Annotated in this window: 19 protein-coding genes; 6 read left to right on the forward strand and 13 right to left on the reverse strand. The window is 64.2% G+C overall.

Translation table 11 applies throughout. The features are described from left to right. Positions 1-44: 44 nt before the first annotated feature. From AC3WUT_RS03575 to AC3WUT_RS03595, 5 genes are all read right to left on the reverse strand, one after another. Entirely contained in the window at positions 45-1,046 is a 1,002-nt protein-coding gene (locus AC3WUT_RS03575) for a Bug family tripartite tricarboxylate transporter substrate binding protein (RefSeq protein ID WP_492345705.1), read from the reverse strand. A 116-nt stretch (positions 1,047-1,162) separates the two neighbouring features. After that, positions 1,163-2,338: a porin gene (locus tag AC3WUT_RS03580; protein WP_492345706.1), complete on the reverse strand. Its 1,176-nt coding sequence runs from the start codon at positions 2,336-2,338 to the stop codon at positions 1,163-1,165. A 114-nt stretch (positions 2,339-2,452) separates the two neighbouring features. Further along, positions 2,453-3,388 carry a LysR family transcriptional regulator gene (locus tag AC3WUT_RS03585; protein ID WP_492345707.1) on the reverse strand — a complete coding sequence of 312 codons (936 nt, stop codon included), beginning with the start codon at positions 3,386-3,388 and terminating at the stop codon, positions 2,453-2,455. A gap of 166 nt (positions 3,389-3,554) precedes the next feature. Beyond that, positions 3,555-3,902, reverse strand: a complete 348-nt coding sequence (locus AC3WUT_RS03590) for a RidA family protein (protein WP_492345708.1) — start codon at positions 3,900-3,902, stop codon at positions 3,555-3,557. A 214-nt stretch (positions 3,903-4,116) separates the two neighbouring features. Further along, positions 4,117-5,067: a delta(1)-pyrroline-2-carboxylate reductase family protein gene (locus AC3WUT_RS03595; protein WP_492345709.1), complete on the reverse strand. Its 951-nt coding sequence runs from the start codon at positions 5,065-5,067 to the stop codon at positions 4,117-4,119. Between the two features lie 266 nt (positions 5,068-5,333). Here AC3WUT_RS03595 and AC3WUT_RS03600 point away from each other — a divergent pair, with 266 nt between their 5' ends. Further along, a complete protein-coding gene (locus AC3WUT_RS03600; RefSeq protein WP_492345710.1) occupies positions 5,334-7,091 on the forward strand; it encodes a DUF1800 domain-containing protein in 1,758 nt (585 codons plus the stop codon). Between the two features lie 12 nt (positions 7,092-7,103). Next, positions 7,104-8,498, forward strand: coding sequence for a DUF1501 domain-containing protein (locus AC3WUT_RS03605; RefSeq protein WP_492345711.1), 1,395 nt, complete (start codon positions 7,104-7,106; stop codon positions 8,496-8,498). A 21-nt stretch (positions 8,499-8,519) separates the two neighbouring features. On the opposite strand, the gene AC3WUT_RS03610 is transcribed toward AC3WUT_RS03605, so the two are convergent. The 6 genes from AC3WUT_RS03610 to AC3WUT_RS03635 form a co-directional block, all read right to left on the reverse strand. Continuing rightward, positions 8,520-8,933 (reverse strand): phage holin family protein, encoded by a 414-nt coding sequence (locus AC3WUT_RS03610; RefSeq protein ID WP_492345712.1) that lies wholly within the window; start codon positions 8,931-8,933, stop codon positions 8,520-8,522. 80 nt (positions 8,934-9,013) lie between these two features. After that, positions 9,014-9,463 (reverse strand): CHRD domain-containing protein, encoded by a 450-nt coding sequence (locus tag AC3WUT_RS03615; protein WP_492345713.1) that lies wholly within the window; start codon positions 9,461-9,463, stop codon positions 9,014-9,016. Positions 9,464-9,585: 122 nt separating this feature from the next. Continuing rightward, on the reverse strand, positions 9,586-10,920 hold the full coding sequence (gudD, locus tag AC3WUT_RS03620; protein WP_492345714.1) for a glucarate dehydratase: 1,335 nt from the start codon (positions 10,918-10,920) through the stop codon (positions 9,586-9,588). 142 nt (positions 10,921-11,062) lie between these two features. Next, entirely contained in the window at positions 11,063-12,100 is a 1,038-nt protein-coding gene (locus AC3WUT_RS03625; protein WP_492345715.1) for a LacI family DNA-binding transcriptional regulator, read from the reverse strand. Between the two features lie 65 nt (positions 12,101-12,165). Beyond that, positions 12,166-13,914 (reverse strand): methyl-accepting chemotaxis protein, encoded by a 1,749-nt coding sequence (locus tag AC3WUT_RS03630; protein WP_492345716.1) that lies wholly within the window; start codon positions 13,912-13,914, stop codon positions 12,166-12,168. Between the two features lie 164 nt (positions 13,915-14,078). After that, the gene (locus AC3WUT_RS03635; RefSeq protein WP_492345717.1) at positions 14,079-15,161 is read right to left on the reverse strand and encodes a GGDEF domain-containing protein; all 1,083 of its coding nucleotides are present in this window, start codon (positions 15,159-15,161) and stop codon (positions 14,079-14,081) included. Between the two features lie 39 nt (positions 15,162-15,200). Here AC3WUT_RS03635 and AC3WUT_RS03640 point away from each other — a divergent pair, with 39 nt between their 5' ends. Next, positions 15,201-15,770: an HD domain-containing protein gene (locus AC3WUT_RS03640; protein WP_492345718.1), complete on the forward strand. Its 570-nt coding sequence runs from the start codon at positions 15,201-15,203 to the stop codon at positions 15,768-15,770. A 19-nt stretch (positions 15,771-15,789) separates the two neighbouring features. Here the strand turns inward: AC3WUT_RS03640 and AC3WUT_RS03645 are convergent, their stop codons facing one another. Further along, a complete protein-coding gene (locus tag AC3WUT_RS03645; protein ID WP_492345719.1) occupies positions 15,790-16,401 on the reverse strand; it encodes a DUF938 domain-containing protein in 612 nt (203 codons plus the stop codon). A 137-nt stretch (positions 16,402-16,538) separates the two neighbouring features. Here AC3WUT_RS03645 and AC3WUT_RS03650 point away from each other — a divergent pair, with 137 nt between their 5' ends. Next, positions 16,539-17,462: an alpha/beta hydrolase gene (locus AC3WUT_RS03650; RefSeq protein ID WP_492345720.1), complete on the forward strand. Its 924-nt coding sequence runs from the start codon at positions 16,539-16,541 to the stop codon at positions 17,460-17,462. A gap of 35 nt (positions 17,463-17,497) precedes the next feature. Here the strand turns inward: AC3WUT_RS03650 and AC3WUT_RS03655 are convergent, their stop codons facing one another. Beyond that, positions 17,498-18,031: a hypothetical protein gene (locus AC3WUT_RS03655; protein ID WP_492345721.1), complete on the reverse strand. Its 534-nt coding sequence runs from the start codon at positions 18,029-18,031 to the stop codon at positions 17,498-17,500. Between the two features lie 359 nt (positions 18,032-18,390). Between AC3WUT_RS03655 and AC3WUT_RS03660 the strand changes: the two genes are divergently transcribed. Continuing rightward, a complete protein-coding gene (locus AC3WUT_RS03660) occupies positions 18,391-19,443 on the forward strand; it encodes an LLM class flavin-dependent oxidoreductase (protein ID WP_492345722.1) in 1,053 nt (350 codons plus the stop codon). A 60-nt stretch (positions 19,444-19,503) separates the two neighbouring features. Further along, positions 19,504-20,295, forward strand: a complete 792-nt coding sequence (locus AC3WUT_RS03665; protein WP_492345723.1) for a DODA-type extradiol aromatic ring-opening family dioxygenase — start codon at positions 19,504-19,506, stop codon at positions 20,293-20,295. Positions 20,296-20,314: the final 19 nt, after the last annotated feature.

Consider the following 20,314-nt stretch of genomic DNA (forward strand, 5'->3'; position numbering starts at 1 on the left):
TCGGCCTGGTGTGTTGAAGGGCCCGGTCCGGGCCCAACGCTCGCTCAGTCCAGCGAGGAGCGCGTGTTGCGGATCACTTCGGCCATGACGCGCGACTCCTCGGCAATGAACTTGCTGAAGGCCGGACCCTGCAGGTTGAAGGGTTCATAGCCGAAGGCGGTGAACTTCTCCAGCATGTCGGGTTCGGCCAGGGCTTTTTGCAGGTCGGCACGCAGGCGGTCGACCCAGGGCCTGGGCAGGCCGGGCGGCGTGGCCAAGGTGGTCCAGCCCGTCACTTCGAGGTCTTTGGGGCCGCCGGCCTCGGCCAGCGTGGGCACGTCGGGCAAGGCGCTCAGGCGCTTGCTGGCCACCACGGCCAGGTAGCGCAGCTTGCCGGCCCGGTACAGGGGGCCCGTGCTGCCACTGGAGCCGAGGGCGAAAGACAGGTCGCCGTTGGCCACGGAGGTGTAGAGCTGGGTGGTTTCCTTGAAGATCAGGTGCTGCATTTCCACCCCCAAGGCCGAGGCCAACCGGGCCGAGCCCAGGTGGACCGGATTGCCAACCGACCAGGATCCGTAGTTGAGCTGGCCGGGGCGGGCTTTGGCGTCGGCCAGCAGGTCCTTGATGTCTTTGTAGGGGCTGTTCTTGGCCACGGCCACGAGGAAATAGGCCTTGAACAAGGGTGCCAGCGGCTCGAAGTCGCGGGCTGGGTCGTAAGGCAGCTTTTTCATCAGGTGCGGGTAGACGCTCAGGTGCACGTTGTCGAGCTGGATCAGGTCGTGGCCATCGGTGGCGCCGCGCTTGAAGGCATCGATGGCGACAAAGCCGTTGCCACCAGGTTTGTTCTCGACCAGCACGCCCTTGCCCCAGGCGCGCGAGAGTTTGTCGGCTACCAGTCGAGCCACGCCTTCAGGGCCGCTGCCCACCGGGAACGGCGTGATGATGCGCACGGGCCGGTTCGGAAAATCCTGGGCCAGCGCAAAACGGCTGAGGCTGCCCAGTGTGCTGGCGCCAACGGCGGCGGCGATGAGTTGGCGGCGTTGCACGCCGGCTTGAAGTTGGGTCATGTGGTCTCCTGCTGCCAGGCGTGGGCTGGCATCGAAAAAAAGGGTGCAGAGCCTGGCCCTGCACCCGTCAAGCCTGATGCTGAGTCAGGTCCCCGGAGGAAGCTCGGGTGCGGGCTTCAGAAGCGGTGCAGCACACCGAGTTGCAGGCCGTTGATGGTGCGGCCGTTGACATCGGTGCCGGCGAAGTTGGTGCCCAGAGCGGCCGAACCCGCCGGCCGGAAGCCCGCCGCGCTGCTGTTGCGCAGGGTTTCGTACGAGGCCGACAAGGTGGTGCGCTTGGACAGCGAGTAGTACGCACCCACGGCGCCGCCACTGGCGTTGTGTCCGGCACCGGATTGGTCGTTGATGCGGCCCCACAACGCCCCCACACGCAGTGCATCGGTCACGCGGTAGTCGGCCGAGAGCTGAAAGATGTCGTAGGTGCGGTTGACCGAGGTTGAGGTCCAGGTCACCACGCCGCCCGTGTTGCCTAGCACGCTGCCGGCATCGTTGCCGTTGGCGTTCGACGCGATGTTGTTCGAGCGCACATAGGCCGCATACACCTTACCCTTGCCATAGTCGTAGTTGGCATACAGATAGTGATAGAACACCGCCGCATCGATGACCGATTTCTGCGGCGCCTTGGCGCTCAGGCCGGCGTAGCCCACGCGCACCGGGCCGTTGAGGTAATCGGCGGCCAGTTGCACGATGGGGGTGCTGACCTGGGTGCCCGATGTGCTGGCCTGTTGCTGGGCGAAATGCGCCTCGACCTGCACTCCGGCCCAGCGCGGCGAGATGTAGGCCACATCGTTGTCAAAGCGGGCAGGCACGCCGAAGTTGTTGATGACCGAGCCCAGGGTGCGGGCGGTGAAGTCGGTGTAGTCGCCACGGGTGAAGGGCGCCGAGTTTTGCCGACCGATGCGCAACTCGCCAAGCCCTTCTTGTGACAAGCCGACCCAGCTCTGGCGGTCGAAGGCGCGACTGGCATCAGCCGTGGCGCCGGTGTTGGTGCTCAGGCCCAGCTCGAGTTGGAACCGGGCCTGCAGACCGGCACCCAGGTCTTCGTTGCCCCGGAAACCCAGTCGGCTGCGCAGGTCCTTGCCGTCTTGCAGGGCATTGACGTGCGCACCGCTGGAACTGCTCATGTGGTTGAAGTACTGGTCGATGCTGCCGTAGATGCTGACGCTGCTGCTTTGCGCCTGTGCGCCCGCGGCAGCCAGTGCCAGCGTGCCCAGCGCGAGGCCGCGGGTGACCTGCCGAAGGGAGGCCTGCTCGCCTGCAGGCCGGGATTGAGGGGCGGTGGTTTTATTCAAGTCTGTCTCCTGTTGAACCTTGTCGAATCCGGAAAAGCGGGTTGCCCACTTCTCTGGGGCCGGAGTTTGCGCAAGGTCAAGCAGACTGCAAAGATGCCGCCACGGGCATCGTGATCACGTGAGGTTATAGCGGGGGTCGGATAAGGGGGTGTCGCCTCGATTCACGTGGTGGGCCGCCCGGTGCAGGTGGGCGATGAAGTGGCGCAGCACGGGCGACGGCACCGAATCGCTGCGCAGGATGGCACCGACCTGGAGCTCGTAGCCCACCTCGGCCAGTTCGATGATGGACACGAACTGGGCCACGATGGGCAGGCGGGCAATCTGGATCGGCATCAGGGCCACGTAGTCGCCCGAGGCCACCAGCGACAGCAGCGCCAGGGTCGAGTTGACGATGGCACCGATCTTCGGCGCGGTCAGGCCGTGGTGCTCAAAGAACAGTTTGGCGTAGCCCGATTCGCTGTTGGAGCCGGTGTACACCCAGCGGGCCGTTTGCAGGTCGGCCAGTTCCTTGGCCTTGAGCCAGGGGCTGCCCTTGCGCACCGTGGCCACCATGGTGGTCTTGATCAGGGGTTCGACAAAGAACTCGCCCGTGGCCAGGTCATCGGGAATGCCACCGATGGTGATGTCGACCTCGCCCGAGCGCAGCTTGTGCAATTGGGCGACATACAGCTCTTCAGCCACGCGCAGGCGGATGTCGGGGAACTCCTGCACGAAGGTGCGCAGGGTTTCGGGAACCAGGAGCATCACCGCCAAAGGCACGGCACCCACGCGCAACTCGCCGATCAGGCGCCCGTCCATCTGGTTGATTTCGTCGACCGCCGAGCGCAATTCGCGTTGCGCCTTCACCGCGCGTTCGTACAAGACCTTGCCTTGGGCAGTCGGTGTGACCCCCCGCGAACTGCGGGTCAGCAGTGTGGTCGCGAGTTCGATCTCCAACTCGCGGATCATTTTGGTGAGCGCCGGCTGCGACACGCCAGCACGCCGGGCTGCGCTGCGCAGGCTGCCCTCTTCGATGGCTGCCACCAGGGCATTGAGCGTGACCAGTTTCATGCGATGTCTCCTGGGATGGGGTGTTGCGCTTTGATGCACATCACTTTATCAATCACCCCAGGTTATCGCCGACTGTGTTTTGTGATCACTTTCGGGCCTAAGTGCCTGTTCAGGATCGCGCACGACCCGTGGGAGATCGGAGACCGGCGCTGAAGCCCGGGCCGAATCAGGGCAAGGCAGCGGTGACCACCATCTCGATGCGCCAACCGGGGCCAGCCAATGCGGCCTGCACGGTGGCGCGCGGCGGGGCGTTGCCGGCAGGCACCCAGGCGTCCCAGACGGCGTTCATGCCGGCAAAGTCGTTCAGATCGGGCAAGAAGATCTGGGCCATCAGGATGCGGCTCTTGTCGGTGCCGGCGCGCTCCAGCAGGGCGTCCACCGCAGCCAGCACCTGGGCGGTCTGGCCCTGGATGTCGAGGCTGGCGTCTTCGGGTATCTGGCCGGCCAGGTACACGGTGCCATTGTGGATGGCCATATCGGACAGGCGAGCGCCGACGTCAAAACGTTGAATCATGAAAAACAATCCTTGCGATGCGGGTGTGTTGTGGGGGTGCGCCCCCAGGCGGCTCGGTCCCGTGCTGCACTGCGAGCCTGCCTGGCAGGACTGCCAAGCATACGGCGTGGTGATGGCGGGTTAGCGCAGAACGCAAGCGCTGCCGGTATCGGCGCGCGAAAAAGGCGCGAGACTTTGTGTCTTGCGCTGCCCGATGAGGCCATGGCGGTGGCCATCAACTGGCTTGGGTGACGGGGCCGCTGGCCTGCATCACACAGCGCGCAGCCGCCAGGTCCCACCCGGCCCAGCCGCAACTCTTGAAGAAGACCGGGCCACCCTGCTGCACTGCCCTGCCCGCCCAGGCTGGTCGATTCAGGATCAGATCGGCCAGTGTGGGCAGTTGAGTGACGTCGATGCCCGCCTGCAGCAGGTCGCCGGCTTCATGGTCGGCATCGCGGGTGTCGACCACCATGGTGCCAATGGCCGCCAGGTTCCGGCAGACATCGGCCCGCCATTCAACCATCCGGGGGGTGAACGCCCCGACCGCCGCTACAAAGGCATCCTGGCGCGGCATGGCGCTCAGCGCCACTTGCTGGGCCGGTGTGCAGCTGACCACCAAGGGGCAGTGGGCCAGGGCGGCATCTGCGTCCGGTGCGTGGTGGGCCCGCAGTCCCAGGGCTTGGGCGTGCACGATCAAGGCGTGTGCGCTGGCTTTGCTGCGCGAATTGACCCACACCTCGCGCACGCCCAGGCCGCTGTGAAAGGCTTCCAGATGGGCCCGCCCCTGAACCCCGGCACCCACGATCAGCAAGGGGCCCTGCAGGTTTGGAGCCAATTTCTGTGCGGCCAGCAGCGACACGGCCGCGGTGCGGCGGGCCGTAACGGTGGGCCCATCAAGCAAGGCCATGCGACGGCCATTGACACTGTCGAACACCACGATGTCCCCCTGGATGGCAGGCAGCCCACGTGCCGAGTTGTCGGCCACAAAGGTGATGAGCTTGGTGATGGCCAGTCGGGCATCGCAGGCCGGCATCACGAAAAGCGAGCCCCCTGAGGGCAGGGGCTGCACGATGCGGGCAGGAACCTGCACCGTGGGGTCCCGCAGCAAGGCCTCGATGGCCAAGGCCAGGGTGGGATAAGGCAGGGCCTGGGCGGTCGCGTCGGGGTTGAGCAGTAGGGCAGGCATGGCGCGTGGCGTGCTGTGGCGTGAAGGCCGTTGTTTTATCAAAAAAGCCAATTGGGTTCGGAGGCGGATCTCGAATCGCTGAAAGTGCTCGTGCTGGATACAACAAGAAACATAAATACTGGCTATGTGTCCTCTTTGTATCAAAACGTGAGGCATTATTTCGCCGATAAGCGGTGCTCAATCGATTTGACAGCCCGTGGGCTGCATGCATCCCCGATGTGCTGGACTGGAGCGCCTGGGGTATCAACAATGCCACAAGGAGCGCCATGTCCGTGTTCGATCATGATGTGCTGAAGGGCTCTGAATGCTGGCCTGATCTGGCGGATCCAGAGCCTTCGCTGCCGGCCGGGCTGGACCTGGTGCAAGGGGCTCAGGGCTTGGCCGGCTTGGGTTTGCTGGGCAGCCTGGCGGCCTGCGGCGGCGGCGGTGAAAGCGCCGACGCCACACTGGGATCGCGTGAGGGCGTGGCGCCCCTGGCCACGCAGGTTCTACCGACAATGGCCGAAGCCGCCCGGTTTCTGACCCAGGCCACTCCAGGCTATACCGCGGCAGACTTGTCGGCGGTGGCCAGCACCGGCTACAGCGCGTGGTTGAACAAGCAGTTTGCGCTACCGCGCAGCCAAAGCCACTGCGATTGGCTGAACGCACGTGGCTACAACGCCGCAAGCAATATCTTCAGTACGGCTGGGCTGGACAATACGATCTGGCGCAAGCTGATCAGTTCGGGGGATCCCTTGCGGCAGCGAATGGTGCTGGCCTTGTCCGAGATCTGTGTGGTGTCGGTGCTGGGGGTGAATGCCTCGTGGCGTCAGTACGCGGTGGGCCACTATCTGGACTTGCTGGAGGCCAATGCCTTTGGCAACTACCGCAAGTTGTTGCAGGACATTTCGCTGAGCCCCGCCATGGCTTACTACCTGACCTTTCGCGGCAGCGCCAAGGCCAACCCCAAGACTGGCAGCGAGCCCGACGAGAACTATGCCCGCGAGTTGATGCAACTGTTCACCATCGGCTTGGTGCAGCTCAATGCCGACGGTACGGTGAAAACACGCGCCAACGGAACGGCCCTCGAGACCTACACCCAGGCCGATGTCAGCGGTCTGGCCCGGGTGTTCACGGGTTGGAACGTGGATGTGGCGGGCCTGAGCAGCCCCTACCCCGCCGAATTTCAGCAGCGGCCCCTGGTGTCGGTGGCCTCGCAATACGAGACTGGCAGCAAGACCTTTCTGGGCAAGACCATTGCCGCGGGCACGCCTGCGATGGAGGCCCTGAATCAGGCGCTGGACACCTTGTTCCAGCACCCGAACCTGCCACCCTTCATCAGCCGACAACTGATCCAGCGCTTCGTCACCAGCAACCCCAGCCCGGCCTATGTGGCCCGCGTCAGCGCGGTGTTTGCCAACAACGGGGCCGGGGTGCGCGGCGACCTGCAGGCCGTGCTCAAGGCCATCTTGCTAGACACCGAGGCGCGCAGTGCCACCACGGCGGCCCTGCCTACCTATGGCAAGTTGCGGGAGCCTGTGATGCGTTTTCTGGCCTGGGCCCGGGCCTATCGGGCCAGTTCGGCCACGGACACCTGGGCGGTGGGGGATTTGTCCGATCCGGCCACCCGCCTGGGCCAGAGCCCGATGCGCTCGGGGTCGGTGTTCAATTTCTTTCGGCCCGGCTACGTGCCCCCTGGCACGGCACTGGCCAGTCAGGGTTTGGTGGGGCCTGAGTTTCAGATCGCCAACGAATCGTCTGTGGCGGGTTACGTCAACTACATGCAACGCATGGTGACTGGCAGCGGGGCGGGGGATCTGACCCCCGATTACAGCAGCCTGCTGCCACTGGCTGCCGATGCGGCCGCCCTGTTGGCCGAAATCAACCGGGTGCTGGCCGGCGGACAGCTGTCGGCGCAGACACTGAATCTGATCCAGGCGGCGGTCACCACCCTGCCCTCCAGCAACCAGCCGAACGCCCTCCGGCGTATCCAGGCCGCCCTGACCTTGGTCTTGGCGTCCCCCGAATTCATTGTGCAGAAATAAGGCAGGATGGCCATGAACCACTTCCCTCAGCTGGCGCCGGACAATGCATCCCGCCGGGCCTTTCTGCAGCGTGGCGCCGCCTTGTCGGTGGCAGCAGGTGCCACGCCATTTGCCATGAGCCTGGCCGCGATGGGCGAGGCCGCTGCCGCCACGGCGACCGATTACAAGGCACTGGTCTGCGTGTTTCTGTATGGCGGCAACGACTATGCCAACACGCTGGTCACCTACGACCCGACCAGCTACAACGCCATGCTGCAGTATCGGGCACCTCTGGCCATTGCCCGGGACAGTCTGACCCCCTTGGTGTTGAACCCGACCACTCCTTTGCCTGGTGGGCGCGAATATGCGCTGGCACCTGGCCTGGATCCACTGGTGCCCCTGTTCCACGCCGGGAAGATGTCGGTGCTGCTCAATGTGGGCAGCCTGATCCAGCCCACCAGCAAAGCCCAATATCAGGCGGGCTCGGTGCCTTTGCCGCCCAAGCTGTTTTCGCACAACGATCAGCAGTCTTTCTGGCAGTCGTCGTCACCCGAAGGGGCGGCCTCGGGTTGGGGTGGGCGCTTGGGCGACCTGTTTGCTTCGGGCAATGGCAATGCCACGTTCACCTGCATCGGCGTGGGGGGCAATGCGGTCTACCTTTCCGGCCACAGTGCGGTGCAGTACCAGGTGTCCAGCAGTGGTTCGGTGGCCGTGAACGGCGTGCAGTCGCCCTTGTTTGGGTCGGCCACCTGCTCACGCACGCTGCAGCAACTCATGACGGCGAACCGGGTTCACCTGTTTGAAAACGAATACGCCCGTGTGGCATCGCGCTCGATTGCGGCCAACAGCCAACTGAGCTCTGCTTTGGCGGGCGTCACCTTGAGCACCCCCTTTCCCACGGGCAACAGCCTGGCCGATCAGCTCAAGCTGGTGGCGCGCATGGTGGCGGCGCGCTCCAGCCTGGGCGCCAGGCGGCAGGTCTTTTTTGTCTCTCTTGGCGGATTTGACACTCACGATGGCCTGGTCACCCAGCACCCGGGCTTGATGAAGACCCTGGGCGACGCGCTCGGAGCGTTCCACCAGGCGACGGTGGAGCTGGGCGTTTCCCGGCAGGTGACGGCTTTCACGGCTTCAGATTTCGGCCGAACCTTGGTGGGCAACAACGATGGCAGCGACCATGGCTGGGGCAGCATGCATTGGGTGGTGGGCGATGCCGTGAACGGGCGCTCATTTGTGGGTACCCCGCCGGTGGTGGCCAATGGCGGGCCGGACGATGTTGGCCAGGGGCGTCTGCTGCCCGGCTTGTCGGTCGATCAATACGGCGCGACGCTGGCCACCTGGTTCGGTGTGTCGGCCACGGACCTGACCAGCGTGATGCCGAATCTCTCGAACTTCAGCACACCCAATCTCGGGTTCATGGGCGCTTGAACCCGCTTTGGCCGAACCTGCTCAAAGCCATTGGCCGGAGCCCGGTGCCGGCATGGGCACGGGCGCCTGCCACGACCAGTCGCCGCCGGCCAGCACCATGCTGAGCAAAAAACTCAGCACGCCGATGAACATGCTGGCAAAGAACGCCGTCCAGAAGCCTGAGAGCTGAAAACCCTTCACCAGCGCAGAGACCAGCATCAGCATCAAGGCGTTGAGCACCAGCACAAAGATGCCCAGAGTGAGCACCGTGAGCGGCAGGGTGAGCACGAACAGCATTGGCCGCACCACGGCATTGGCAAAGCCCAGCAGCAGCGCAGCCACGACCAGCGAACCGGTGTCGGCAAAGCGCAGGCCTTTGAACACATGGCTGGCTACCCAGAGCGAGAGCGAAGTGATGGCCCATTGGATGAAGAAACTGGGCAGCGAGTCGAGCATGGCAAGGTTCCGGGTCAGGACGAGTGACCATCATACGCAGGCCCGACCCTGCCACCGCCGACTTCAGCCTGCGCGTTGCTTCAGCGAACGCTGATCTGGGCGCGCACCTCGCCCCCCTTGTTGGCCGCAGTGTGAACGTTGGCATACCACTTGCCTGCCAGCAGGTCGGCGGCTTGCGCTGGGGTCAGGGTGGCGCTGCCTTCGATGGGGCTGGTGCTGCCGCTGAAGGGGATGACCACGCCTGCATTGCTGCCGGGGGCGGCCGGTCCATGGAAGTGAGCCGCTGTGGCGGGTCCACTGAGACCCGTGAAGCTGACCTTCCAGCTCAGCACCTGGGTGGTTTTGTCAAAGCGGGCCTCTACGGTGCCGGAGCCTGCGGTGTTGACCGGGGGCACCTCGCTGGCGCCGCTGAGGTTGCCCACCAATACCACGGTGTTGCTGTTGCCCATGGAGAGTGCGCTGCACCCTCCGAGGGCCAGGGTCAGTCCGACGGTCAAGGCGGCGCTTTTCAGCAGATGGCGAGTACGCATGGTGGGTCTCCTGTGGGGTCGGGCCGTTGGATCCACCAGAAGTGGGTGGGTCTGCAACAGCCCGTTGCAATCTAGCACGACTGCCCCTTGCCATGTGGCATGGGGTTTGCCGTCTTGTTGCCTCAGCGGTCCAGTGCCGGACGCTTGGGGTTGAATTGCCAGCCCGGGATCAGGTACTGCATGGCCACGGCGTCATCGCGTGAGCCCAGGCCGTGCTGCAGATACAGCTGATGGGCCTTCTCGACCTCGGCCATGTCCAGCTCGACGCCCAGGCCCGGCTTTTGTGGGACCTGCACCTTGCCGTCCACGATCTGCAAGGGGTCGCGGGTAAGGCGTTGGCCGTCCTGCCAGATCCAATGGGTGTCGATGGCGGTGACCTTGCCGGGGGCGGCGGCACCCACGTGGGTGAACATGGCCAGCGACACATCGAAGTGGTTGTTGGAGTGTGAACCCCAGGTCAAGCCCCAGTCGCGGCAGGTCTGGGCCACCCGCACGCTGCCCGCCATGGTCCAGAAGTGGGGGTCGGCCAGCGGGATGTCGACTGATTGAAGGGCCAGGGCGTGGCTCAGTTGGCGCCAATCGGTGGCGATCATGTTGGTGGCGGTCGGCAGGCCAGTGGCGCGGCGGAACTCGGCCATCACCTCGCGGCCCGAGAAGCCTTCCTCAGCACCGCAGGGGTCTTCGGCGTAGGCCACGACCCCTCGCATGTCGCGCATGAGGCGGATCGCATCTTTCAGCAGCCAGCCCCCGTTCGGGTCCAGGGTGACCCGTGCTTCGGGGAAGCGTTCGTGCAGGGCGCGCACGGCCTCCACCTCTTCATCGGCCCGCAGCACGCCACCCTTGAGCTTGAAGTCATTGAAGCCGTAGCGCTCGCGTGCGGCCTCGGCCAGTCGAACGATGGCTTCAGGGTTCAGGGCTTTTTCGTGACGCAGGCGCGACCAGGCATCGGGTGCGCCTGGCTCGCTCTGGTAGGGCAGATCGGTCTGGCGGCGGTCACCCACATAGAACAGATAGCCCAGCATCTCGACTTCCTGGCGTTGTTGGCCTTCGCCCAGCAGGGCCGCCACCGGCACACCCAGGTGTTGGCCCAGCAGGTCCAGCAACGCCGATTCGATGGCGGTGACGGCATGGATGGTGGTGCGCAGGTCGAAGGTCTGCAGGCCGCGGCCCCCGCTGTCTCGGTCGGCGAAGCGCTGCTGGACCTCCTGCAGCACGCGTTGCTGTGAGCCCAACGCCTGGCCCACGACCAGTTCGCGGGCGTCTGCCAGGGTTTGGCGGATTTTTTCGCCCCCAGGTACTTCGCCCACGCCGGTGCGGCCGGCGCTGTCGGTCAGGACCAGCAGGTTGCGGGTGAAGAATGGGCCGTGCGCGCCGCTCAGATTCAACAGCATGCTGTCGCGCCCTGCCACGGGGATGACGCGGAGTTCGGTGATGGTGGGGGTGGAGTGAAGGGTCATGTCGGAGCCTGTGCAAAAGGCAAAAAGGGCATCAATTTGCCTGATAAAGGTTTTGATAGAGCGTTGGTAGCGCTACCATTTGAATGAATGATAACGCTACCATTTGCGCTTGACAAGGGGCAGACAGGTGAAGGCGTTGCCCTCAGGTGCTGCCTCGTTCAATGATGTTGAAGCCAATGTCGACCACCGTGTGGGCGACATCGCGGCCTTCGGCCCGCTCGATGATGAAGCGGGCGGCCTGACGCCCCATGGCGGCACCGTCGATCTGTACGGTGCTGAGCGCGGGCTCGACATCGGCCGCGAAATCCAGGTCGCCAAAGCCCATCACAGCCAGTTGCGCTGGCACAGCCCGGCTTTGGGCCTGGGCTTCGGTCAGGACGCCCAGGGCCAGCAGATCGGAACTGCAGAACACGGCATCCACGGACGGCTGATCCTGAAGCAGTTGGCGCAAGGCCAGTCGACCGCTTTTGAGGGTGGTGGGCGCGGCCACCGTCACCACCGCAACGGAGGGTTGGCCACAGGCCCTGGCGGTTTGAACAAAGGCTTCTTGGCGCCGTTGTGAGCGGGGGTCATCGCCTGCCACCATGGCCCAACGCCGGAAGCCCTTGGCGTGAAAGAACCCGGCCACCGACCGCCCTACCCCCTCGTGCGAGAAGCCCACCAACATGTCAATGGGGTGGTCGCTCAGGTCCCAGGTCTCCACCACCGGGATGCCGGCGGCCTGCAGGCGCTGCCGCGCCTGGGGCGAGTGCAGTGTGCCGGTCAGCACCATGCCGTCCGGGCGGCGTCCAATCAGGGCTTCGAGCATCCGGTCTTCGCCTGTGCTGGGATCGGCATAGCCAGTTTGCCCGAGCATCAGTTGGTAACCCTGTTCGGCCAGTGCCAGGGTCAGTGACTGGATGGTTTGCAGAAACACGGGCCCGGCCATGGTGGGCACCAGTGCGGCCACCAGGCGACTGCGGGTGGAGGCCAGGCCGCCAGCGAGGCGATTGGGCACATAGCCCAGGGCCTGAACCGCTTCACCGACCCGCACGCGCACGTCGGGCGACACTTTGTCGGGCGAATTGAGGGCGCGCGATGCAGTGATGGGCGCCACGCCGGCCCGCAGGGCCACCTCATGCAAGGTGACGGCGCCACTGCCACGGCGGGGGCGCTTGGAGGGGCTGGGGGCGAAGCTCATCGCCCGGATTCTAGTCAGCCCTGATGGACAGGAGGGCCTTGGACGCCGAGCGCCTGGCCACTCGCTCAGAACGAGGTCCAGTCGTCCTCACTGCCGGCTTTGGGGGCCGCACTGGCGGTGGCCGAGGGCAAGGCGGCGCGCGGGCTGGCGGGGGCTGGTGATTTGCTGGCGCCGATGCTGGGGCGCGGTGCACTGCGCAACGCCGCAGAAGCTGGCGCGGCAGCGGCGCGGGGTGCCTGGGCCATTGGACGGGCGGCTGGGGCATGGCCCTGGCCCAGATTGAACACGGCCACCACCTCGGTCAGGCGCTGGGCCTGATCGCGCAATGAGGCCGCTGCGGCTGCACTTTCTTCCACCAGAGCGGCGTTTTGCTGGGTCATCTGGTCGAGTTGGCCGACGGCCGCATTCACTTGCGAGATGCCCGAGCGCTGCTCGTCGGACGACGCCGTGATTTCGCCGATCAGATCAGTGACACGGCGCACGCTGCTGACGATCTCGGCCATGGCAGAGCCCGCGTCGGCAACCTGCTGTGAGCCGGACTCGACGTTTTCGACCGAGGCGTTGATCAGCGTCTTGATCTCTTTGGCGGCTTCGGCGCTGCGGCCCGCGAGGCTGCGCACCTCACCTGCCACCACGGCAAAGCCCCGGCCTTGTTCCCCGGCGCGTGCGGCTTCCACCGCTGCATTCAAAGCCAGGATGTTGGTTTGGAACGCAATGCCATCGATCACACCGATGATGTCGCTGATCTTGCGTGAGCTGTCGGTGATCTGCTGCATGCTGCTCACCACCTGGGCAACCACCTCGCCACCCCGGGTGGCCGCGTGGGCTGCCGTGCCGGCCAACTGGTTGGCCTGGCGGGCCGTGTCGGCCGACTGGTTCACGGTGCTGGTCAGTTGCTCCATGCTGGCCGCCGTTTGTTGCAGGTTGCTGGCGGTCTGCTCGGTGCGTGAAGACAGGTCCTGGTTGCCGTTGGCAATCTCCACGGAGGCGACGGTCAGCGCGTCGACGCCGGTGCGTACCTCGCCCACCACCGAGCGCAACTGGGTGGACATGCCCGACATCGCATTGAGCAGCACGCCGAATTCGTCCTGGCGTTCGGTGCGGGTGTCGTGGGTGAGGTCGCCCTTGGCAATGCTCTGGGCCAGGTCCACGGCTTGAGCCAGCGGCTGCGCGATCGAGCGAACCAGTTGTGCGGCAATGACCAGCACACCGAAAGCAACGATCAGGCCGGTGACCGTGTTGGTGATGGCATTCTGACGGCGAGCGTCCTGGGCGTCCTGGACGGTGGCATCGCGGTTTTTCTCCAGCATCTGCACGAACTCACGTTGGTGTTGCAGATAGGCCGTGGTCAGGGGCACCAGTTCTTTTTCAGCGGCATCCCGGGCGCCTGCCAGGTCGCCTGCTTTCTTGAGTTCGTTGGCCTTGCCCAGGGCCGCCAGCACGGGCTTGCGCTCGTTGCTCAGGTTGTCGAGTGCCGCCTTTTCGTCGGATCGGGTGATGAGGTCCGCCATGGTCTTGAGCATCTTGGTGTTGCGTTCGACCAGGGTCTTGCCGTCATTGGTGAGGCGTTGCGAGCTTTGCTCATCCGTGGACAGCACGGCCGCCACCGTGATGGCCAGGGCGGCCGAGGTACCGTCGTTCCAGCGTGTGGCGGCTACCACCTTGACATCGGTGCTGACGACCTCTTCGAGGGCTGCGTTCAGGCTTGCATTGGATCGGTATTGTGACCAGCCTGACAGCACCATCATCAGCACGATGAGGACCGAGAACGTGACCCACAGACGCGTCTTGACACTGATGTTATTGATTTGCATGACTGTCTCCTTGGCCTGAGTGGCCCACTTTGGGATGATTGCGGGATGATATAGATGAAAAATATGATTTTACAATTTGTTTATATGTCACGGACGCCTCGCCGGCGATGGTCTGGGTCAAATGTTGCTGAGATCGCACAAGAAACGGGTTTTCAGTATCGCCATCAACAGGCCGCAGGCGCATAGCGCAACACCTGATTCTTCCCGGCTGTCTTGGCTTGATAGAGTGCCGCATCGGCCTGCTGAATCAGGCTTTCGCAATCGTCGTCAAGCGGCGTCGCGGTGCTGACACCCAGGCTGATGGTGCATCGGACATGGTGGGGTGACTCGGTGTTGCGGGCCGCAACCAACAGCTCGTGCGCCAGGGTCAACGCGGTATCGGCGACGGTGTTGCCCAGGACCAGGATGAATTCTTCGCCTCCCCAGCGCACGGCCAGGTCGCCTGGCCGGCGAGCACTGCGTGCGACCAGTCCTGCGATTTGTTTGAGGCATTCATCACCGGCGACGTGGCCATGTTGATCATTGACCTTTTTGAAATCATCGATATCCAGCAATATCAGACTGATGGGCGTTTTTTCGCGGCGGTTGCGTTGCCATTCAGAGGGCAGAAACTGCATCAAATGCCGTCGATTGGCCAGGCCCGTGAGTGGATCGAGCAGTGACAATTTCTCAACTTGTTGTTCTGCCAGCTTGCGTTGGGTGATATTGCTGTGGATGATGACAAAGAGCTCGCCTGAGCACCCCGTCAAGCCAACCACATTCATCAAAAACCAGCGTTTTTCGTCGGCGCTGTGGCATGGGTACTCATGCGAAAAGCCGGGCTGATGGCCGTCAATGACAGCAGCCAGTCCACGTTGGATCCTTTGGGCATCGGTTTCATGGCTCAGGGCGGCCTTGGCGCAGATGTCCAGGTAGTTGGCCTTCAGCCAGTCTTCCTGGGGAAGTCCATTGTTGGCGCCGAATCGAATCCAGGCCTCATTCACATAAACAATCTGCCCGTTTTTTTGAATGACGGCAATCTCTTGCTCGATTGAATCCAGGATGGCATAGGGAAAGCCTGAGCCCTTATCCCGACCTTCAAGTGGAAAACCTGGATCCATGAAAGGCGAATTATTGACGGACATCAAGAATAAATGGCTGAACTGAAGAGTGCGCGCGCAACTTGTTTGAGAATAATGCAAGAACAGCGCTTTGGCGATCGATATTGAGTGGACGAAGTCGCATGAACCACTGGCCTGCGTGATCAAAAACCCCGGCCTGCTTCTGTCAGCCCGTAAACTGTGCCCATGACCCCGCGATTCACACAAGCCATCACCCTTGCCGCCACGGCCCATGAAGGCCAGTTGCGCAAAGGCACTGCGATCCCGTACATCACTCACCCGGTGGCCGTGGCGGGCTTGGTGGCTCAGTACGGGGGGGATGAAGATCAGCAAATTGCTGCGTTGCTGCACGACGCGCTGGAGGATGGCGGGCAGCAATATGCGGCTCAGATCGGCGAGCGTTTTGGTCCACGGGTGCTGGCCATGGTGCAGGCGTGTACCGACGGCGTGCCCGATGCTCAGGGTCACAAGGCGCCTTGGACCGAGCGCAAACGCGCTTATCTGCTACACCTGAAGAACGCCAGCGACGATGCCTTGCTGGTGTCCGGTTGTGACAAGCTGAACAATGCCCGAGCCATCCTGGACGATTTGGTCACCATCGGTCCGTCGGTATTTGACCGTTTCAATGCCAAGCTCGATGGCGCTGTCTGGTACTACGAGGCCTTGTCCCACCTGTTCACCGAGCGCAAGGCGCCGATGGCCAAGGCTTTGGCCGATACCTTGCTGAAGATCAAGCGGCTGGTGCCCGGCCCATGAGCCGGTCGCGGCGCGCGCCTCAGGCCCGTGCCCAGACCAGCAGCAGGTTGTTGGCGGGCAGGGCGATGCGTTCACGCAGGCGCAGGCCGGCCTCCTCCGCCGCCGAGGCCACATCTTTGAGTTGACGCAAGCCCCAGGCCGGGTTTCGACTGCGCAGGTCGCTATCAAAGGCCAGGTTGCCCGGGGCGGTGGGTGTGTTCTCTTCCAGGTAGGGGCCGTAGGTGATCAAAACCCCCTGCTCCGCAAGATGGCGCGCGGCCCCTTGCATCAATGCGGCGGTGCAGGCCCACGGGGCGATGTGGATCATGTTGGCGCAGAAAACGGCGTCCACGCTGTCGGGCAAGGTTTCTGGCCAGGGCTTGCTCAGCACATCCAGTTGTACGGGGGGGCGAACTCTGTCCAGGCCTTCGCACCAGGCTCGGATGGAGTCGAGGGACCGGGCCTCGAAATCGGTCGGTTGCCACTCCCAGCCTGGCAAGCCCGTGCTGAAGGCCGCGGCGTGTTGCCCGGTGCCGCTGGCGATTTCCAGCATCAGACCCTGGGCTGGCAATGAGGCCTGCAACTGGGTCAGGATGGGGGCGGCATTGCGATCCGCGGCGGGGCTGTGCAATCGAGCGTCTGGAGCAAGCATCGCTTTAGGGTGTGGGTGGGTGGAACGGGTTGCCTAGAATACCCGCAGGCCCGAATGTGGCCCGACGGAGTGAACAGATGGATGACCGTACTTTGCCCCCAGCGATGCGTCTTTCGATGGCCCGACGGAGACGGTTCATGACGACGGCGTTGGTTGGTGCATTGGGGTATGCGTTGGCCGAAGGGGCTTCGGCTGGCCCGCTGCTGGACCGGCTTCGCGAGCGGCGCATGGCCGCCGGCCAGGCCCAGGCGCCAAGTGCTGTTTCAAACCAAAGCCCCCGTCTGGCCAACGTGTCGTACGGACCCGATCCGGCTCAGGTGTATGACGTCTATTTGCCCAGTGGCGGAGCCCGTACCCCGGGGGCGCCGGTCATTTTCATGGTGCATGGCGGCGCCTGGGCGGTGGGTGACAAAGCCATGAGCCGGGTGGTTGACGCCAAGGTGGCGCGCTGGGGGGCTCGGGGCTTTGTGCTGGTGTCGGTCAATTATCGGATGCTGCCCGATGTACCGCCCGATGGTCAGTTGCGCGACGTGGCATTGGCGCTGGCGCATGCCCAGGCGCAGGCGGGTGATTGGGGCGGCGATCCAGGGCAGTTCGTGCTCATGGGGCACTCGGCAGGCGCCCACCTGGTGGCCTTGCTGGCGAGCGCGAGGCCCACCCGCCCCGGTCTGGGCGGGCCACCCGTGCTGGGGACGGTGGCTCTCGACAGTGCCGCCATGGATGTGGAGCGCGTCATGACACATCCTCACCTGCGGCTGTACGACCGGCCGTTCGGCGCGGACCCAGGCTATTGGCGGGCCATGTCGCCCATGCATCAATTGCACCCAGGGGCCGCCCCGGTGTTGGCGGTCTGCTCGATGCGGCGTGAAGACGCCTGTGCGCAGGCCCAGGCGTTTGTGGCGCGTGCCTTGCAGTTGGGTGTTCGCGCCCAATGGCTGGGCCAAGACCTGAGCCATGGCGACATCAATGCCACATTGGGCCAGGACAACGAGTACACCCACGCGGTCGAAGCGTTCATGGCCACGCTGAGCCCCGGCATCGCGCAGCACCTGAGCCGCTGAGTTGCATCAGTGCTGGCTGCGGGGGGGGCGATGGGTCAGAGCTCGGTCGAATCACGGTCTGCGTGCACTTCGTGTACCAGAAGCAACTGGCAGGTGCCGGGCATCTGATTCAGATACAGCCGCACGTCATAGGCGCCGGCAGCCCAGGCCGTGGAGGCCTGAGCTGTCTGTGCATCGCCATTGGCTGCACCGGCGTGGCCCAGGCGCTGGTTGATTCTGACCACCAGGGTTTGATATTGGCTGGCCGCCTGGCAGCGGGCCGGATCCGCGCGCCAACGCTCTTCGATGTGCACCACGGCTTGGTTACGCGCAAAGAACAAGGTCTCCAATCGGCCCTGGTCCAGGGTGACGCTGGGCAAGGCCCACCAGGCTTTCAGACCCCGGGGCCCGGTCTGTGGGCGGCGCAGACGCTGGATCTCGGGGACTGCGGTGGGCAAGGCGGCTTCGCTCAGGCCGAGCCATTGCGCCATGGGGGCGATGGGCCATGCCCTGTCCTCGGCCTGGGCGGCGTGCCATGGCGCTGACGCGGCGCCAAGCAACAGCGTGAGTGTGGTCAGGACTTTGCCCAATGGAGTCCTGAATCGGTGGGGTGTTTGAGGCGAGGATACTTGCATCGGGATGGGAGTCTAGCGAATTGCGCCTTCGACAACATGAAGGCGCAGCGCATGATGCCCTCACGGTGTTGCCTGTTGGCCTGATGATTCCGTGCAAGGTCAGACCACGCACCCCACGTGCTTGGGACGCCTTCCAGGCACCATGAGGTTGGTTGTCTTGGCCCACTCGACCCACTGCGCGCGTGACCGCGGAATTGTTGCAATTTTGAAGACAGTCAAAACCGCAGATCTGGGTTTATCGCGTGATTTCAAGCCAGTAAAGTGCCCCATCGTGCCCAAGACAAGCGGGCCGGCCAACAAACGGAGGTATGGGTTTGGAAATTGGCATTTACACCTTTGGTGATCTGCCGGGCGGGCTCTCGGGATCTCAGGGGCAACTGGCTGCAAAACAACGACTTGACGAAGTGCTGGCCGCCGCTCGCCTGGCCGATGAGGCTGGGCTGCAGGTGTTCGGGGTGGGCGAGCACCACCGCAGCGACTACGCCATCTCGGCTCACGCGGTGGTGTTGGGTGCCGTGGCGAGTGTGACACGACAGATCCGGCTGACCAGCGCGGTCACCATCCTCAGTTCGGCTGACCCGGTGCGGGTGTTCGAGGAATTTGCCACGCTGGACTTGTTGTCGGGTGGGCGCGCGGAGTTGATGGCGGGGCGGGGGGCCTTTGTAGAGTCGTTTCCCTTGTTCGGTTGCGAGCTGAGCGACTACGACACCTTGTATGAAGAAAAACTGGCGTTGTTGTTGCAATTGCGGCGCCAGGCCCGGGTGAGCTGGCGCGGTCGGCATCGCCCGGCCCTGCACGATGCCGAGGTGGCGCCGCGCCCTCTGCAGCCTCTGCTGCCGGTGTGGGTGGCCGCGGGCGGGACTCCCGCCAGCGCTGTGCGGGCTGGCCAGGCGGGTCTGCCCTTGAACCTGGCCAACATCGGCGGGCAACCGGCGCAGTTCAAGCCCTTCATCGACCTGTACCGGGAGACCGGGCTGCGGGCCGGTCATGCCCTGGGCGACTTGAAGGTGGCTGTGTCGGGGCACCTGCATGTGCAGCGTGACGCCCAGCAGGCCCGCGACGAGTTTTATGGGCATTACAGCCACTACATGCGGCACAACCTGCCTCAACGCGATCATGGCTGGCAGGTGTCACGCTCAGCCTATGAACAACTGGCCAGCCCGCATGGCTCCTTGTTTGTCGGCAGCCCGCAGCAGATCGTGGACAAGATCCTGTATGAGCATGAGTTGTTCGGGCACCAGCGCTTTCTGGCCCAGATCGACATTGGCGGCCTGCCTTTTGCCAAAGTGGCCCGGTCGATTGAACTGCTGGCCACCGAAGTCATGCCGGCCGTGCGCAAGGCCTTGGCTGGCAACGTCACCCCTTGATTTCTGGAGAACCTGATGTCTGATGAAAACCCTGTTTCCAACGCAAATGCTGCGACACGCATGCCCACGTGGTTCATTCCGCATGGTGGTGGCCCTTGCTTCTTCATGGACTGGAACCCACCCGATGCCTGGGACAAGATGGCAGCCTTCCTGAAGGGGCAGTCGGCCACGTTGCCAGCGGCGCCAAAGGCCATCCTGTTGGTGTCCGCCCATTGGCTGGAGCCGCAGTTCGGTGTGACTTCGGCGGCTCAGCCCGAGTTGATTTATGACTACTACGGCTTCCCTACACACACTTACGAGTTGACATACCCGGCACCGGGCGACCCCGCCTTGGCCGACCGGGTGACCGAGTTGCTCGGCCAAGCGGGGGTGCCGGCTCAGGGCCACCCCGGCCGCGGCTTTGATCATGGCATGTTCATTCCGCTGATGCTGATGTTTCCGCAGGCCAGCATCCCGGTGGTGCAACTGTCACTGACCAGCGATCTGAATCCCGAGGCCCACCTGCGTGCCGGTCAGGCGCTGGCCCCGCTGCGGGATGAGGGTGTCTTGATTGTGGGCAGCGGCATGAGTTTTCACAACATGCGGGGCTATGGCGACCCGCGCTTTGGCCCGGTGTCGGACACGTTTGACGCCTGGTTGGGACAGGCCGTCGAGGCGGCACCCGCTCAGCGCCATCAGTCCCTGGCCGGTTGGGCCCAGGCCCCGGCGGCTCGCCTGTGCCATCCGCCACGGGCCGAGGAGCATTTGTTGCCCTTGATGGTGGTGGCTGGCGCGGCCGGGCAGGATCTGGGACGACGTGTGTTCTCCGATCGGGTGATGGAAACCACTTTGTCGGCGTTCAGCTTCGGCTGACGGCCGCCCTCCCCCTGGT

The sequence above is a fragment of the Curvibacter sp. EU05-FHT14A10 genome, assembly GCF_058791075.1.